This window comes from Mycobacterium sp. IDUB_3 (assembly GCF_055419585.1).
Window position 1 is genome coordinate 171815 of sequence record NZ_JBVAXZ010000002.1, and the last position, 15050, is coordinate 186864.

The window sequence follows — 15050 nt, forward strand, 5'->3', positions numbered from 1 at the left end:
AGGTGGCCGTCATATTGGCGTACGGTTCGCCGGCCCTGGGACATCTGCTGCCGACGGGGGCCGTGCTGGCCGAGCTGGTCCAGCGCGGCCATGATGTTCACCTGCGCACCATGTCGGCCGGCGTCTCGGCGATGCGATCGGTCGGCGTGCACGCCGAGGCGGTCGCCCCCGACATCGAGGCTATCGCCGGCAACGACTGGCAGGCGCGAAACGCGTTGGGAGTGCTGAGGTTATCGATCGACGTGCTGTGCCGGCGGGCGGTGCAAGAGGTGGGCGACTTCCGGCGCGCGGTGGACGCGATCCGACCGGATGCGGTCATCGTGGATGCGAACTGCTGGGGCGCCTTGTCGGCCGCGGACGCAGGCGACATTCCGTGGTTGCTCTTCTCGCCGTTCACCCCGTATCTGCGCTCCCGCGGTGTGCCGCCGTTCGGTCCCGGAATGCGTCCACTGCCGGGCATAATCGGCGACCTCCGGGACGCCGGGGTACGGCCGATCGTCAGGCACGTGTTCGACCGGCCGATGTTGCCCCGCATCAACGCCATTCGTGCTGGGCTGGGCGTACCTCCGGTGACATCGGTGGACGGTTTCATGCGGCGCGCGCCTCTGGTGCTTGCGGTGGGTGGCGAGCCGTTCGAGTACCCGCACCCCGGATGGGCCGGTCTGGTGCACCACATCGGCGCGTGCGTATTCGAGCCCACACCCAGGGCCACACCGGAGTGGATCGACGCCATCGATCGTCCGCTGGTGCTGGTGAACACCTCCTCGCTGCGGCAGGCCGACGAGGCCCTGGGGCGAATCGCGTTGCGCGCGCTGGCCGACGCGGACGTTCACGTGGTGGCGACGTTCCCGGCCGGTGTACCCGCCGATCTGCCGCGGTCGGCGAACGCGACCGTATGCCGGTTCGTGCCGCACGCGGCCATCCTCGACAAGGCCGGCTGCGCCATCACGCACGGCGGGATGGGCACGACGCTGAAGGCCCTCGATCGCGGCGTGCCGGTCTGCGTCGTGCCGTTCGCCCGCGACCAGGCCGAGGTGGCGCGGCGGGTCGAGGTTGCCCGCTGCGGCACCCGCCTGGCCGCGAAGAAACTCACCGCGGCGCGGCTGAGGGCCAAAGTGCGCGAGGCGATGACGATGGCCGGCGGTGCGCACCGGGTTGCGGCCGGATTCGCGGCGACGGGCGGTGTGGCCCGCGGTGCCGACCTGATCGAGCAACGGCTACTGGGCTGCGCGGCCGAGTGGCCGGTGCACTAACCGCCGCGTTTGACCGGGCTGCGCGGGCCTTTGGCCGTCGCGCGCTTCGGTTCGGCCGCGGGAGCCTTGGGACTTGGTGGGGCGAGTCGGGATTCGAAGCTGGCCATCGCCTCGATCATCGACGTGAACACCCGATGTGCCGCCGCCAGGTCACGATCGGGTATGTCGGCCAGCGCCGTATGCAGTTCGGCGCCAAGGGGAGTGAAAAACGACCGGGCCAGGGCCATTCCCGGTTTCTCGTAACGGAGCAGGGTCTTGCGGCGGTCCTGGGGATCGGGTTCCCGCCGGACATGGCCGGCGTCGATCATGCGATCGACGAGGTAGGTGATCGCGGCCGGTGACACGTCCATGCGCCGTCGCAGCTGTGCCGCGGTCAAAGGTTCTCCGGCGGTCTCGGCGACCATGATGTGCAGCAACGCGTGGAAGTCGGTGCCGCTGACGTCATTTTGGCGGGCGAAGTGCCGGCCGATGCGATCGGACTGCGCAGTGATCGCGCGCATGTCGGCCGACATCAATTTCTCGAGTTCGGCCCGGTCTAGTCGCCGGTCAGCGGCGGCGCGCTTGGTCACTTACCCGCATCCTTCTTGGAAGATACGCCGGCCAGCGTATCGGCGACCGCTGTCCGCGGCAGGCGAAACGCCCAAGCGTTCCGATGGCCATCAGCGTACGGCACCCTCGGCGGGTAGCCTCGTGCGGCGCCTCAGCCGCATCCAGGGGGCGCTATCGCGGGGTCGCGACCCCGGTTCATCAACGAGCCCCGCCACGGGCTCTCGTCGATCTTGCCGTCCGGGCATCGGTCATGTCAGTTCTCGTGGATCGTGTTCACGTGCATCACTTTGCACGACGCAGCGCATCCGGCTTGTGCACCGCGTCCGCGCCCGTCTTGTCGCTGCGTACCTTGTACTGAGGCTCGTCCTTGGACGCCCGCACCGTGCGGCCGGCGGCGTCGGTATCGGAGGTGATCTTGCCTTCCACCGTGCCCTGGACCGTGGTGCCGTGGCTTCGCCACTGCACCTTGTCGCCCTGGTTGAATTCGCTGTCGCTCACCGGGAGTCACCTTTCGCCGATTCATCGCTGGGGGACGAGGTGTGGGCCGGGTGGCCGGCGGTGCGGCGGCGCCGTTTCAACGCCATCTCATGGACGTGGCGGTGACCGTCGGTGAGTCGGCTCCGCACCAGCTGTTCGGTCTCTTTGAAGCAACGGTAGTAGCCGTCGTCGTACTCCTCGACGACCTGAAAGCTCCACCGGCCGGCAGGACGTTGCGCCCGATCAGCTCGCTACAGATGTATCGCGCGAGATCGGCGTGGCCGATGTCGTGCAGCCGCGCCACCGCCTCGTCGAGTTGCAGGTCGGCGCGGCCGGTGAGCTGATGGAAGGAATACAAATGCCCGCGCGCACGCTCGATGGTTTCCAGCGCCTCGGTCACTCGCCCTACCGCATGCGCAACGCCGTCGACGTCCGGCCCGTCGCTCATGAATTCCTCCCCCCGCGTTGGCCTATGGCATTCCCGCCGCGAGGGTGAGCGAATCGTCGGATTCAGCGATTCACAAACTGAATAGTTAAGGCTTTGGCGTGAGTCGCATGCGGCGCCCGCGTGACGGTTTGAACGGGTGTGCCTCGGGTATCTGGTGTGACGATGACTGTGATCGAGACTTCCCGGCGCCTGGGGCGCGCGGAGCGCAAAGTGATGCGCCTACAACGACGCTTGTGGCTCGCGCAGCTGGCCATGTGGCCCACCGTGATCGTGCTAGTGATCCTGCTGCTGGTGGGTGTGTGGTGGCTGGTGCGGCGCCGGTCAACCGGTGGTCGGCATGCCGCGGCTCCCGCGACCAACGCCCCGGGGGGCGAATACACCCCATGAGATGGCGGCGGCGTCAGCCGAGCCCGGCGCGTACCTGATAGCGCCGCTCGGCGTAGGCGAGGTCGTCGCGCCAGAGTTTGGTGGCCGCGTAGCGCATGAAGGGTGTGATCAGCGGCGCCACCCGGGAGGCGTGCGCGAAGCCGGGCCGGTCCGAATGCGCGATGGTGGCTTCCAGGACGGTGGTGCGCGGTCGGCCGTCGGGACCCGAACCCATTGGCGTCGCGTGGGTTTCGACGACGCTTCCGGTTCCCTCGCCGTCCACGATGCGCATGACGATGGTGCGTGCCTCCGGACAACTGAACTCCGCGACGACCGGCACCCCCAGGCGGCCCATCCGGAATGTCACCGCCACCAGGAATCGGTCGACCTGTTCGGTGGGCGTCGTGAGCACGTCGAGACGGGTGAACGAGTAGGGGTGGAACCACGCTCCGTGCCAGGGGTCGAGCCGGTTTGCGATGATGTCCGTCGGCTCGCACACACCCTGCATGCGGGCGACCGCGCTCAGCGTGCCGCCGCTCGGCCGTTGCGCAAGCACCGGCCGGTCCAGCGGTTTCTCCTTGCCCACCGCGTCGAGCCGCACCCACGCGAGCACGCCGTCGTCGTGACTGGGCAGCGGGCTCCAGCCGAACTCGCGAGCGTGTCCGTCGAGCGTCAGCCCGTGCCAGCGGCAAATCAGCGCGCCCCGGTGCACGGTGCCGGTCGCGAGGTCGGCGCCCAGATGGGGACAACTGCGCGGACCCACACAGAGCCCGTCCTGTTCGTCACGCCAGGCGACGACGTCTACACCGGCGACGCGGGTGCCCAAGGGCCGCCCGGCGGGCACCCGGTCGCTGGCGGCGAACGCGTACCAGTTGCCGGTGGGTTTGCGCTGGGAGCGCTGCAACGCTCCCTCGATGATGGCGGGCTGTGCGTCGCGATACGTCGGGCGCTGATCGGCCCACGGCGCGCGCGGGATCACCTGCAGCGGCCAGCCTTTGGCCCGGGCGGCGGACAGGCGTTGCTGAAGCTGTTCGCGAATCTTCATGATCGGGTGGCTCTTTCGCGGGCGGCAAGCCAGCGCAGCAGTGGTGACCGGCCGTGGGTGGGTACCGTGGCCAACTGGTGTCCGGCTAATCCCCATCGTTGCAGGAGTTGATTGGCGGCGCACCAGCCGGTGGTGGCGGCCCGCTCCATGAGTGCCACCGGCAGGTCGATTCGGATTGCGTCGCCGGCCAGCAGCAGGCCCGGCGTGGGCGTGATGACCGGGGGGCGGTGGGGATAGGAGCCGGGCGAGAACAACGGGCAGTCGTTGCGATGCAGCAGCCGCTCGTGGACGATCTGTGCCGAAGCGGTTTCGGGATACACCCGGTACAGTTGTCGTAGGGCGGCGGCGCGGGACGGCGCGGAATCCAGTGCATACGAGTGCAATTCGACGACGGAGCCGCGGTGCGCAGCCGCCCAGTTGCGCGCCTCGCGTTCGTAGCGTTCCAGCACGCTGATGTTGTCGAGCGGTTCGTGGCCGGCCGTGCCCAGGAACGCCGGCCGGTGCGGCGCGACCGGGCGGTCGAGCCATAACCGGTGCACGGCGAACGGCGGCGCGGTGCGCAGCCGCGCTATCTGGGCGCGCCAGTCCTCGGTGCCCAGGTCGCCGGACGCCGCGACGATCCGCTGCAAACCCGCGATGTCGGTGGCCAATACGACGGCGTCGACGTCGGGCTGGTCAGCGGAATCGGTGTGCACCCGGAAGGTCTTCGGCGGCCCGGTGCCGATGCGCAGGACCTTGGTGGCGAGCCGGAACCGCACGCCCCGCCCTTCGAGGTAGTCGCGCAACGGCTGCCACAGGGCGCTGTCGTAGTTCGCCGACGGCACATCGAAGATCAGGCCTTCCGACGACCCCAGGAAGTAGATGTGAAACATGGTCGCCAACTCGGCCGCGGAAAGGTCGGCGGGGTCGGCGAAGAAGCTGCGGGAGAACACCTCGAACGCGAGATGCCTTGCTGCTTCCGGGAAACGGATGTCCTCGAGGAACGTCGCGGCGTCGGTGTGGTCCAGGCGGTGGTAGGTGCCGGGCACCGATACGGCGGCCAGCGGCGCGGCCGCGCGGGCGTCGATGCGGGTGAAGTCACGAAGCCGGAACGTGGGACTGCGCGCCGCGAAGACCACGGCATTCCACGGCGGGGTGCGCGGCAAGCCGCGGAAGCTATCGCGCCGGCCCGCCCCGTCGATCAGCGGGTAATCCTCGACGGGAGTGAGCATTCGCAATTGCGGGTCGATCCGGCCCAGCAGGGCGCGCAGGTTGTAGTACTGCCGGAAGAACGCGTGGAAGCCGCGGTTCATCGCGAGCTCGACACCGTCGTCGCGCTCGGTCCACCCGCCGACGCGGCCGCCGAGGTAGTGCTCGCTTTCGATGACCTCGACGGCGACGCCGCGCTCGGCCAACCCGGTGGCTGCGCTCAGTCCAGCGATCCCGCCGCCGACGACGACCACCTGCGGGCGCGATTCCAGCGCGTCCGCGTGCGGCAATCCCGTTGGCGCGGCGAATGTTCGGCGACGCCGATCGACGCTCATCGCGGCGCATCCGCCAGGAAGGTGTGCACGATGTTGGCTTCCCAGCCGGGCATCGTCTCGCTGTGCACGGCGGTGAAACCGGCGTCGGAGAGCCGAGTCCGAAATCGCGTGGCGCCGTCGAACGCCAGCACACTGCGCCACAGGTAGCGGTACAACCCGGTGTCGCGGGTGCGCCACCACCCGGCGGGGATGATGATGCCCCAGCACACGGCGTGCCAGATGCCAGTGGCCGCGGGGGAGTCGCGCACCGAATATTCGTGCACCGCCAGCGTGCCGCCCGGCCGCAACATCTCGCGGAACCGGCGCAGCTGTGTGTCGCGGTCGGCGACGTTGCGGATCAGGTAGGCGGCCAGGATGCCGTCGAACGGGCCGGTGATCCCGTGCTCGGCCAGCTGTTCGACCGGGGTGTGGACGAAGCGCACCGAGGCGGGCCAGTCCTTGGCGCGTGCCTCGTCGAGCATGCCCCGCGACGCGTCGACGGCGACGATGTCGGCCTCGGGGGCGGCGGCGAGCAGCGCGGCCGTCGACGCGCCCGTCCCGCACCCGGCGTCGAGCAACCGTAACCCGTTGCCGCGGTCCGGAATCCGCATTCGGCGGGCCGACAGGGACAGCTGCGCGTGGTAGCCGGGGCTGGCGCGGACCAGGCGATCGTAGGCCGGCGCACCCGCGTCGAACGCGGTCGCCAAATCGCCGGGGCCCGCATCACCGACGCGCACGTTGCCGCTCCCACAGCAACAGCACCGCGGTTACCAACGCGAAGCCGAACAGAAAGTCTTCGATCGGGATGTCGAACGGGAAACGCGCTCCGCTCAGCTGCCGATCGTCGTAGCTGACGATGGGCGAGCTGAGTTTGGTCAACCAGCCGTCCACCGGGATCTGGAATCCGATCACGATCAGCATCGACACCCAGTACGCCGGCCGCCGGAAGAGCCCGGTGCGCAGCAACGCCAATTCCAGTGCGCCGACCAGCAATACCGCCAGCGCGGCCGGCAGGGTGTACCCGAGGCCGGTCATCGGCGATGCACCTTGGCCAGGATGGTGGTGACGGCGTTGTAGGTCAGCAATGCGCACACCGGGATGACCAGGAAGAACAGCACCTCTTCGATCGGCACCCGGAACGGGATGCTCAGGCCGCACAGATAGTTGCGGTCGTAGGTCCACACGTGCGCGGCCACCGCGATCTCATCCCAGACCAGGAATACCGCGGCCACCGGCACGACCGCCTTGATGACCCGGCGCCACTGCCGGTAGACGCCGGGGCCGAAGACTTCCAGCGGCGCGGTGATCACCAGGCATGCGGCGAGCACCGCCAGGTATTGCCACCGATCGCTCATGCGGCCCCCGATTGACGAACGCCCAGCGCGCCGTTCCGCGCCCGCCACGACCGTATCAGCCCCGCGCCGGCAACCCGAAGCCGTCGGGCCGTGCCGACGGTGGCCCGGTGATCGAACACCGCGAAGTCGCTTTTTTCGATGCAGTCCAAGATCTCTGAATACAGTGCCGCGGCGGTCGCCACGCACGGTCGCGAGCGGCGGGCGAGCGTGCCGATTCCGTCGGTGGCGAATCGGTAGGTCTGCCGGGCGATTTCGTGCTGGGTGACCAGGGCCCGGCGCACCCGCGGATCGGTGCGGCGGTGCTCGTGGCACCACACCAGCAGTTCCCGGTCGACTCCGTCGGCGGCCAGTTCGTCGGCGGGCAGGTAGACCCGGCCGCGCTGCAGGTCCTCGTCCACGTCACGCAGGAAATTGGTCAGCTGAAACGCCCGGCCCAGTGCCGCGGCGTACGGCGCGGCCTCCTGCACCGGCGTCACGGTGCCCAATATCGGAAGTACCTGCAGTCCAATGGCTTCCGCGGAGCCCCGCATGTAGTGGTTGAGGGTGTCGCGGTCGGGATAGTCGGTGACCGCGAGGTCCATCCGCATCGAAGCCAGGAAGTCCTCGAACAGCCCGGCGCTGATCCGGTAGCGCCGCACGGTGTCGGTGACCGCGGCCACCAGTGGATCTTCCAAATGAGCTCCGCCGGAGAAAAAGCGCTCCGACAGCTGCTGCAGCCGCCGGCCGCGGGCGTCGGCGCCGACCTGCGGGTCGAGGTCGTCGAGGATGTCGTCGGCGTAACGGGCGAAGCCGTACAGCGCGTGCACGGGCGGTCGCTGGTCGGGCGCGAGCAGCCGGGTGGCGAGAAAGAAGGTGCGGCCATGCGCGGCATTGAGTTCGCGACATTGCCGGTATCCGTCGCGCAGCCGCGGGTCGTCGATTCCAGCCGCGGCCAACTCGCCGCGCATCACGGCAGCCCCGCTTTCATGTCGATGTGCGCGGCCGACCGTGCCGCGGGGGCGCCCGTGATGCGGTCGGCGGCGAGCCGCCCGGAGATCAGCGTGGTCGGCACGCCGACGCCGGGCACCGTGGAAGACCCGGCGAGCACGGCGTTGTCGATGCCGCGCACCATGTTGCCGGGCCGGAACGGGCCCGTCTGACCGAACGTGTGGGCGAGCGCGAACGGACTGCCGGCCGCCATGCCCTGCCGTGCCCAGTCGGCCGGTGTGACGACATCCAAAACCGTTGCGTCGTGCGGCAAGCCGGGCAGCAGCCGGTCGGCGACGTGCGCGATCATGTCCTCGACGTAGGCGCCCCCGGTACCGGCCCAATCGATGGCGCCCCGCTCCAGGTTCGGCGCCGGAGCGAGCAGGTAGAGCAGGTCGCGCCCCTGCGGAGCCAGGGTCGGGTCGCTCGCCGTCGGCCGGGTGACCAACAGGGAGGGGTCCCGCATGAGTCGTCCGTCGTCGACGATGTCGGTGAAGGTCTGATCCCACGCCTCACCGAACAGGATGGTGTGGTGGGCCGTACCGGATGTGATGGCGGGACAACCCAAGTGCGCGACGACGGCCGAGGGTGAGGGCCGCAGCCGCACCGCACGACGCGGTGTGCGGCCCAGCAGCGCGTAGGTCTGCGGCAGCTCGGTGGTCAGCACGACCGCATCGCAGGCGATGCGCCCGGTCTGGTCGGTCACCACCGCGCCGACCCGGCCGCCGGTGCGTTCGAGCGCGGTAACTGTTGCGCCGTAACAGAATCGCACACCGGCGTCGGCGGCGGCCGCGGCCAGTGCGTCGGGCAGCGCGCGCACGCCGCCACGCGGAAACACCACACCCGAGATGGTGTCCATGTACGCGATCACCGCGTACACCGCTAGCGCGTCGCGCGGCGCCACGCCGGCGTACAACGACTGGAAGGTGAAGATCCGCTGCAGCCGTGTGTCGCTGATGTACCGCCTGACCATCCGGTCCCACTTGCGGAAGCCGCCGATCGCGGTCAGCTGCGCCAACTGCGGGGTGAGCAGTGAGAGCGGGGAATCGAAGTTCGCGGCGATGAATCCGTTGAATTCGGTGCGGTACAACCGCGTCAACCAGTTCCGGAGCCGCCGGTAGCCCGCTGCCTGTCCGAAGCCGGCGAACTCTGCGACCGCGTCGGCCATCCGATCGGCGTCACTGTGCACGTCCAGCGCACTGCCGTCGGCGAATACCGCGCGATACGCCGGGTCGACCGGCAGCAGCTCCATGCGGTCGCTCAGTCGCTCGCCCACGGCCGCGAACGTCTCGTCGATGATGTCCGGCATGGTGAGCACCGTCGGACCGGTGTCGATCCGGTAGCCGTCGATGTCGAGACGACCGGCCCGCCCGCCCGGCCACGGCTCGCGCTCCACCACCGTCACCACGCGCCCGCGGCCGGCCAGGTGCAGCGCAGCGGAGAGGCCGGCCAGCCCAGCTCCGATCACCACCACGTGATCTGAGCGCCCTTCGATGGTCCGCATGATCAACAGGCTCCCCGGTCGGTGCTACTCATTCGGCGCGATCCGTGCAGGCGCCCGCCATTTCGGCCAGCGCGGTGCGAACGGGCTCGTCGATCGGCAGGTCGCTGAGGCGGTCGAGCGCGGAAGCGACGCGGTCGCCGATCATCTCCTCGATCAGCTGCACCGCCCCCGTCTCGACGATCAGCGCTTTCCACCGGTCGATCGCGTTGTCGTCGAGGGTGTCGCGATTGGCGAGTTCGACGAGTTCACGCCGGGCCGGCGCATCGGCCAGTTGGTGGGCGGCCACCACGACGCTGGTCGCTTTGCGCTCGAGCAGATCGCCGGCACCGGGCTTGCCCGTCACCGCGGGCGAACCGAACACGCCGAGCACGTCGTCGCGAAGCTGGAATGCCTCGCCGACGGCGGCGCCGTAGCGGCCCAGTTGGGACAGCGTTCGGTCGTCGCACTCGCCCATGGCCGCGCCGATCTCCAGCGGCCGGCGCACGGTGTAGTTGCCCGACTTACGCCGTGCCACGTCCAACACGACATCCAGCCCGGGCGTCTGCCGCGCATCGTTGGTCAGGTCGGCGAATTGCCCGACGGCGAGCTCGGTGCGCATGGCGTCATAACGCGGCCACGCGCGTGCCAGACGCCCGGCCTCGACGCCGCTGTCGCGCAGCATCTGTTCGGCCCAGATGAGGCAGAGGTCGCCCAGCAGAATGGCGGCCGATTCACCGAATCGCCGCGACGATCCTGGTAGTCCGCGCTCGCGATGCCAGTGGCCGAATTGACGATGCGCCGACGGGCGGCCGCGTCGTTCGTCGGAACCATCCATGACGTCGTCCTGCAGTAGCGCGAAGGCGTGCACCAACTCGAAACTGGCCGCGGCCCGCAGCGCGGCGTCGTCGGGCGGCGCGCCACACAGCCAGCCCAGGTACACGAAGGTGGATCGCAGGCACTTACCGCCGGAGACGAACTGAACCAGGATGTCGCCGGCGGCATCGATGCGCGCATCGTCCAGTTCGGCGAGACGTCGCGCGGCGATGAAATCGGCGACGTCGCCCAAGACCATCCGCCGTACGTTCGATCGCCATGCTTCGAAATCGTCAGCGCTCAGCCAACCGATCTCCAGCGGCGGCGACGCCGTCGCGGGTGAAAACGACAAAGCTCTCATTATGTCCAAGCGCTCCCTCCCGGACGGCTTGGCACGCCCAGGCCTGCGCGGCCCAAACACTCGCGTCATACCCGCCGATGACGCGGGTAAAACCACAGCGCTGACCGTCAGACGCGCCCTGGCGCCGCCCGCTACGAAATACCACCTTGTTCAGAAACTTAAACATTAATTTAATGAACTTAAACGGCGTGCGCCCGCCGATCGGCGATACGCTGCACAGTGTTATGGAGGCTGATGCGCAGCGTTGCGGCCGCGATGAGCTGGAGTCGCTGATCTCGGCCGATCTGCGGGAGTTGTCAACCGAGTCCGATCAGATCGGCCGGCTGTTCGCGCTGATACATAGCCTGCGGCCCAATGATTTTCGCGCCCTGCTCCACATCATGGTGGCTGAAACCGGTGGGCGGCCAATGACCTCCGGTGACCTCAGCCAGCGGATGGGGATGTCGGGTTCCGCGATCACCTACCTGGTGGACCGGCTGATCGACGGCGGCCATATCCGTCGCGATAACCACCCGGCGGACCGCCGAAAGGTGGTGTTGCTCAACGGCGAGTCCGGCCTGGCCACCGCGCGGTCGTTCTTCAGCCCGCTGAGCACCCATACCCGCATCGCCCTCGCCGACCTACCCGATGCGGACTTGACCGCCGGCCACCGGGTACTTTGCGCGCTGATCGAAGCGTTGCGGTGCTTTCGAGACGAATTGGGTGTGGGGCCGAAACCCTGACCCGGGCAATGGGTTAGGCGAAGATCACGACGCGGCGCTGTCCGTGGCCCGGGGGCGGGGTGGCCGTGGCCGCGCCAGGTCGGACATGAATTGCCGCCGCGCGCGCAGAATGTCTTCGACGTTCTGGAAGGCCTCGGCCACCGAACCGGCAATCGGTAGTCCGTTGTCGTGCACGATCCGCAAGAGGGGCCGAACGGCCGCTCCGCCAACGACGCCGCAGTACACGCGCGCCTTGCGGAGCTCATCGTTGAGGAACAGGAGCGCTCGAAAACCTTCCACACTGACAAAACGCAGGTGACTGAGGTCGAGGACCAAGGGGGTCTTGAGCCGAGTGAGGTTTCGGATCTCTTGGGTGAGGTCCTTCGCGTTCGAGGCGTCGATCTCGCCGTCGACGCGCAGCACCGTACCGAGACTGCGTGCATAAACGAACAGATGTGCCCTGTCGAAATGAGCCGTGTACCGGCACCGCACGGGGTCGTGGGGGTCCGCCGAATCTGCGGAGCGACTAGCAGCCATGAGCGCGCCTGTCGAATGTGAGAAGGGAGTGAACGATGTTCTGCCCACCGCCCCTGCTAGAGACGCAGCTGTGAACTCAACCTGTTCGGGAGCCTACGCCCAGCTGCGCGCTCGATGTCGATATGGCGAATGCCCAGGTGAAGCATTCGTTTCCTGGCCTTTTGGCAACCATCACTTGTTCGCTTGCCGGCCGGAACCGGGCGGGGTTTGACCCCATTTGCGGCGGGTATCCGCGTGTCGAGTAACAAACGCGATAAACCCTCTGATGGACGTGAGGGGTGATGCGTCCCAATGGAAGAGCTAGGCCGCCGGTGGTACCGGCTAGCGATCGCATCCGCATTTACGACCATGCTCTTTGCCGCGTCGGGGCGGGCGGCGGCCGATCCGGGCAGCACCGTGTTCCCCGGGATGGAGATTCGCCAGGGCGACACGGTTTGCATGGTGGGACTGGTGGAGCCCCGGTTGCGGGTCGCGGTGACCAGCGGCCAGTGCGATGGCGGAAAGTCGATGGTGACCGACCGTGACCGCAAGCCGATCGGGTCCGTGGTACTCGGGCGTCGCCAACTCGACGCCGACTCCACCGCGGACGTCTCCATGCTGCCCGTGGAATACGAAGTCATCGCGATCGCACCGGAGGTGACGACCAGCGATGTCCTGCCGACGGGGCGCCACCTGGGGTCCACTCCCAGCCTGCGCGCGCAGCCGGGCATGCCCGTGTGCCAGCTACGCAGCGCGACCGGCCAACGATGCGGCTCGGTCAGCTCGGTGGCCAATGGCCGCTTCGCCATTACCGACATGGCGTCGGACAGCCGGGACTCGGCGGCCCGGTCTACACGCTGACCAACGACAACAATGCCGTCATTGTGGGATTGGTCGAGGGCACCTGGAGATCCTCACCCCAGATCGAGTCCTGGCAGGCCGTCATGGCACAGGTCTACATCGACAGCCACACCTACAACCCGCAGCAACTGCCGCCCGGTCTGCGAATGATCGGCTGGCGCACCTGATCGCGCGGACCGGTTTCCCCGACCGCAGAATGGGAATCCGCCGCCGGTGAACGTTTTCGAACTTGTGGCATTGCCGTTTCAGTGGGGCTCCGCGATCCGGGGCAAACGGTTCTTCCATCCGATCGGGGTGCTGGCGCGGGGCTACATCGAACGCGTTGCCGCTCCGGCGCAGGGCTTGCCGATCGCGTCCTCGGAGACTGTTGCGCGCCTGTCGAAGGCCAGCGGCACACCGGGGGCGCTGCCCGACTTCATCGGGTTGGCCTTCCGGCTGCCCACACCCCAGCCCGCGGACAAGCCGTGGGACATCCTGCTCGTCTCGTCCGGGTCGGGGGTGCTGTCCCGCGCACTGGCGCTACGGCCGGCCACATCGTGGAACGGCCAAACCCTGACCACGCTCATGCCGCTGCACTATCAGGGCAACAACTGGTGGCTGCGGGCCCGAACCTCGAACGAGATCGGTGGCACGGGGTTGTCGCTGGACAGCATCCGGTCGAAGCTGCAGCGCAGCAGCATCGAGGTGGCACTCGACCAGGCCTGCGGCAGAGGCGATTTCACCCCCCTGGCCCGCATGACCCTGACGACCGCCCTCGACCCCGAACACGACCACGACGTATCGTTCGACCCCGTCCTCAACACGGCGCCGGGGCTGAGCCTGCACCCCAGGTGGCTCGCGGATCTACGCGCCCGCGCCTATCAGCGCAGCCGCGACGGCAGGGATGCCGAAGAGTAGCCGCTCGTTGTGAGCAGGTAGCCGGTGTCCAAGCGGATCGTCATCACCGCCGGGCGCTGACCGTCCGGCGGGTGCCGTGACGAGCACCGTCAGCCGGTGCGGCCCAACAGGTGACGCAGCGCCCCGTCGAGGTCGGGCCGGCGGAACCGGTGCCCGGCGGCGGCGAGCCTGGCGGGGGCCACCCGCTGGCTCGCGCAAGCCAGTTCGCGGGCGCCCTGGTCGCCCAGCACTAGCCGCGGGCCCAGCGACGGCACCGGCAGCACGGCCGGCCGGCGCAATACCCTGGCCAGGACGGCGGTGTACTCGCTGTTGCGAATCGGTTGCGGCGCAACGGCATTCACCGGACCGGAGAGCGTGGAGTCCCACAGGGCGCGGTGGTAGACGTCCACCAGATCGTCGATTCCGATCCAGGACAGCCATTGGCGTCCGTCGCCGAGCCGGCCGCCGAGGCCGGCGCTGAACAGCGGGCGCATCAGCTTCAGCGTGCCGCCCGCCGGCGACTGCACGATTCCGGTGCGCACCCGCACCACCCGCACCCCGGCCTGCTGCGCGGGCGCGGTCGCCTCCTCCCAGTCGGTCACCACGTCGGCCAGGAATCCGTCGCCGCGATCGCTGTCCTCGGTCAGGGTGTCGTCGCCCCGGTCATATCCGTAGTAGCCGATCGCCGACGCCGAGATCAGCACGGCCGGCCGGGGGTCCGTGCGGCCCAGCAGTTCGGCCAGCCGCCGTGTGGGCCCAATCCTGCTGTCCCGGACGGCCTGCCGGTGTTCATCGGTGAACCGGCCGGCGATCGATGCTCCAGCCAGATGGATCACCGCGTCGACACCCTCGAACAGCTGCGGGTCGGGATCGTCTGTGTTCCACCGTCGCTCGTCGTCGCCGCGCGGCGCGTGCCGGACCAGCTGGATCACCCGATGGCCACCGGTGCGCAGGAACGCGGTCAACGCAGAACCGACCAGTCCCGAGGACCCGGTGACGACGATCGTCAGAGGCCTCAACCCGTTCTCGGCGGCCAGCCGATGTGCGGCCAGATCGTCGGCCAGCTGCCGGTGCCGGTAGTCGAACATGGGCCGCAACAGCGTCGCAGGCACCGGCGTCTCGACCCGGTCGATCACCCTGGTGCGGTTGTCCCCGAGGTCCTCGAATTCATGGGTGTGCTTCCACCGCACGGCAATTCGCGCCGGGAGCGCGGCCAGGCCGTCGCCGCCGATGGCGTCGACGAAACGGCGCGGCGGGTCATAGCCGTCGGGCTGATGGACGGCGACCCAGCGCAGACCCCCGGGCAGCGCCAGCGTGGCCCGCCCGTCCTTCAGTGAGGCGGCCTCGGTGACCAGCCGCATCGGCTGCCACGGCGGCGAGAGCCGGGCGAACGCGCCCGGCCTGGCATGCCACTCGAAAACGTCGGTGATGGGAGCGTCCACGACGCTCGAATAATCCAGCCCCATCCCTGAAACGTT

16 protein-coding genes and 2 pseudogenes are annotated in these 15050 nt (G+C 68.8%); 5 read left to right on the top strand and 13 right to left on the bottom strand.

What is annotated here, in order from left to right; all coding sequences use genetic code 11:
• The first annotated feature begins 2 nt into the window (after positions 1 to 2).
• Positions 3 to 1253, top strand: a complete 1251-nt coding sequence (locus tag ACZYVJ_RS21645) for a glycosyltransferase (protein ID WP_463833245.1) — start codon at positions 3 to 5, stop codon at positions 1251 to 1253.
• Here the strand turns inward: ACZYVJ_RS21645 and ACZYVJ_RS21650 are convergent.
• From ACZYVJ_RS21650 to ACZYVJ_RS21660, 3 genes and pseudogenes are all read right to left on the bottom strand, one after another.
• The gene (locus ACZYVJ_RS21650; protein ID WP_463833246.1) at positions 1250 to 1822 is read right to left on the bottom strand and encodes a MarR family winged helix-turn-helix transcriptional regulator; all 573 of its coding nucleotides are present in this window, start codon (positions 1820 to 1822) and stop codon (positions 1250 to 1252) included. The genes ACZYVJ_RS21645 and ACZYVJ_RS21650 overlap by 4 nt on opposite strands.
• A gap of 262 nt (positions 1823 to 2084) precedes the next feature.
• Complete coding sequence (locus ACZYVJ_RS21655) at positions 2085 to 2300, bottom strand: hypervirulence associated TUDOR domain-containing protein (protein WP_463833247.1); 216 nt, start codon at positions 2298 to 2300, stop codon at positions 2085 to 2087.
• Positions 2297 to 2727, bottom strand: a pseudogene (locus ACZYVJ_RS21660) (hypothetical protein). Before ACZYVJ_RS21660 ends, ACZYVJ_RS21655 begins: the two are co-directional and overlap by 4 nt.
• A gap of 162 nt (positions 2728 to 2889) precedes the next feature.
• Between ACZYVJ_RS21660 and ACZYVJ_RS21665 the strand changes: the two are divergent.
• Positions 2890 to 3114, top strand: coding sequence for a hypothetical protein (locus ACZYVJ_RS21665; protein WP_463833248.1), 225 nt, complete (start codon positions 2890 to 2892; stop codon positions 3112 to 3114).
• A gap of 13 nt (positions 3115 to 3127) precedes the next feature.
• On the opposite strand, the gene ACZYVJ_RS21670 is transcribed toward ACZYVJ_RS21665, so the two are convergent.
• The 8 genes from ACZYVJ_RS21670 to ACZYVJ_RS21705 are packed head-to-tail and all read right to left on the bottom strand — an operon-like array spanning position 3128 to position 10678.
• A complete protein-coding gene (locus tag ACZYVJ_RS21670) occupies positions 3128 to 4138 on the bottom strand; it encodes a DUF5914 domain-containing protein (protein ID WP_463833249.1) in 1011 nt (336 codons plus the stop codon).
• Positions 4135 to 5661 (bottom strand): FAD-dependent oxidoreductase, encoded by a 1527-nt coding sequence (locus ACZYVJ_RS21675; RefSeq protein ID WP_463833250.1) that lies wholly within the window; start codon positions 5659 to 5661, stop codon positions 4135 to 4137. The genes ACZYVJ_RS21670 and ACZYVJ_RS21675 overlap by 4 nt, the downstream gene beginning before the upstream one ends.
• Complete coding sequence (locus ACZYVJ_RS21680) at positions 5658 to 6377, bottom strand: class I SAM-dependent methyltransferase (RefSeq protein WP_463833251.1); 720 nt, start codon at positions 6375 to 6377, stop codon at positions 5658 to 5660. Before ACZYVJ_RS21680 ends, ACZYVJ_RS21675 begins: the two co-directional genes overlap by 4 nt.
• The gene (locus ACZYVJ_RS21685; RefSeq protein ID WP_463833252.1) at positions 6364 to 6675 is read right to left on the bottom strand and encodes a lycopene cyclase domain-containing protein; all 312 of its coding nucleotides are present in this window, start codon (positions 6673 to 6675) and stop codon (positions 6364 to 6366) included. Before ACZYVJ_RS21685 ends, ACZYVJ_RS21680 begins: the two co-directional genes overlap by 14 nt.
• Positions 6672 to 6995, bottom strand: a complete 324-nt coding sequence (locus ACZYVJ_RS21690) for a lycopene cyclase domain-containing protein (protein ID WP_463833253.1) — start codon at positions 6993 to 6995, stop codon at positions 6672 to 6674. The genes ACZYVJ_RS21685 and ACZYVJ_RS21690 overlap by 4 nt, the downstream gene beginning before the upstream one ends.
• Positions 6992 to 7945, bottom strand: coding sequence for a phytoene/squalene synthase family protein (locus tag ACZYVJ_RS21695; RefSeq protein ID WP_463833254.1), 954 nt, complete (start codon positions 7943 to 7945; stop codon positions 6992 to 6994). The genes ACZYVJ_RS21690 and ACZYVJ_RS21695 overlap by 4 nt, the downstream gene beginning before the upstream one ends.
• The gene (gene crtI, locus ACZYVJ_RS21700) at positions 7942 to 9465 is read right to left on the bottom strand and encodes a phytoene desaturase family protein (protein WP_463833255.1); all 1524 of its coding nucleotides are present in this window, start codon (positions 9463 to 9465) and stop codon (positions 7942 to 7944) included. The genes ACZYVJ_RS21695 and crtI overlap by 4 nt, the downstream gene beginning before the upstream one ends.
• 28 nt (positions 9466 to 9493) lie before the next feature.
• Positions 9494 to 10678, bottom strand: coding sequence for a polyprenyl synthetase family protein (locus ACZYVJ_RS21705; RefSeq protein ID WP_463833814.1), 1185 nt, complete (start codon positions 10676 to 10678; stop codon positions 9494 to 9496).
• Between the two features lie 164 nt (positions 10679 to 10842).
• Between ACZYVJ_RS21705 and ACZYVJ_RS21710 the strand changes: the two genes are divergently transcribed.
• Complete coding sequence (locus ACZYVJ_RS21710) at positions 10843 to 11340, top strand: MarR family winged helix-turn-helix transcriptional regulator (RefSeq protein ID WP_463833815.1); 498 nt, start codon at positions 10843 to 10845, stop codon at positions 11338 to 11340.
• 24 nt (positions 11341 to 11364) lie between these two features.
• Here ACZYVJ_RS21710 and ACZYVJ_RS21715 read toward each other — a convergent pair whose 3' ends face one another.
• Positions 11365 to 11856, bottom strand: a complete 492-nt coding sequence (locus tag ACZYVJ_RS21715; RefSeq protein ID WP_463833816.1) for an STAS domain-containing protein — start codon at positions 11854 to 11856, stop codon at positions 11365 to 11367.
• Between the two features lie 291 nt (positions 11857 to 12147).
• On the opposite strand from ACZYVJ_RS21715, the pseudogene ACZYVJ_RS21720 reads away from it, so the two are divergent.
• Positions 12148 to 12863, top strand: a pseudogene (locus ACZYVJ_RS21720) (Rv1815 family serine proteinase).
• A gap of 46 nt (positions 12864 to 12909) precedes the next feature.
• Positions 12910 to 13593 carry a phosphodiesterase gene (locus tag ACZYVJ_RS21725; RefSeq protein ID WP_463833256.1) on the top strand — a complete coding sequence of 228 codons (684 nt, stop codon included), beginning with the start codon at positions 12910 to 12912 and terminating at the stop codon, positions 13591 to 13593.
• Between the two features lie 89 nt (positions 13594 to 13682).
• Here the strand turns inward: ACZYVJ_RS21725 and ACZYVJ_RS21730 are convergent, their stop codons facing one another.
• Complete coding sequence (locus tag ACZYVJ_RS21730) at positions 13683 to 15038, bottom strand: TIGR01777 family oxidoreductase (protein WP_463833257.1); 1356 nt, start codon at positions 15036 to 15038, stop codon at positions 13683 to 13685.
• Positions 15039 to 15050: the final 12 nt, after the last annotated feature.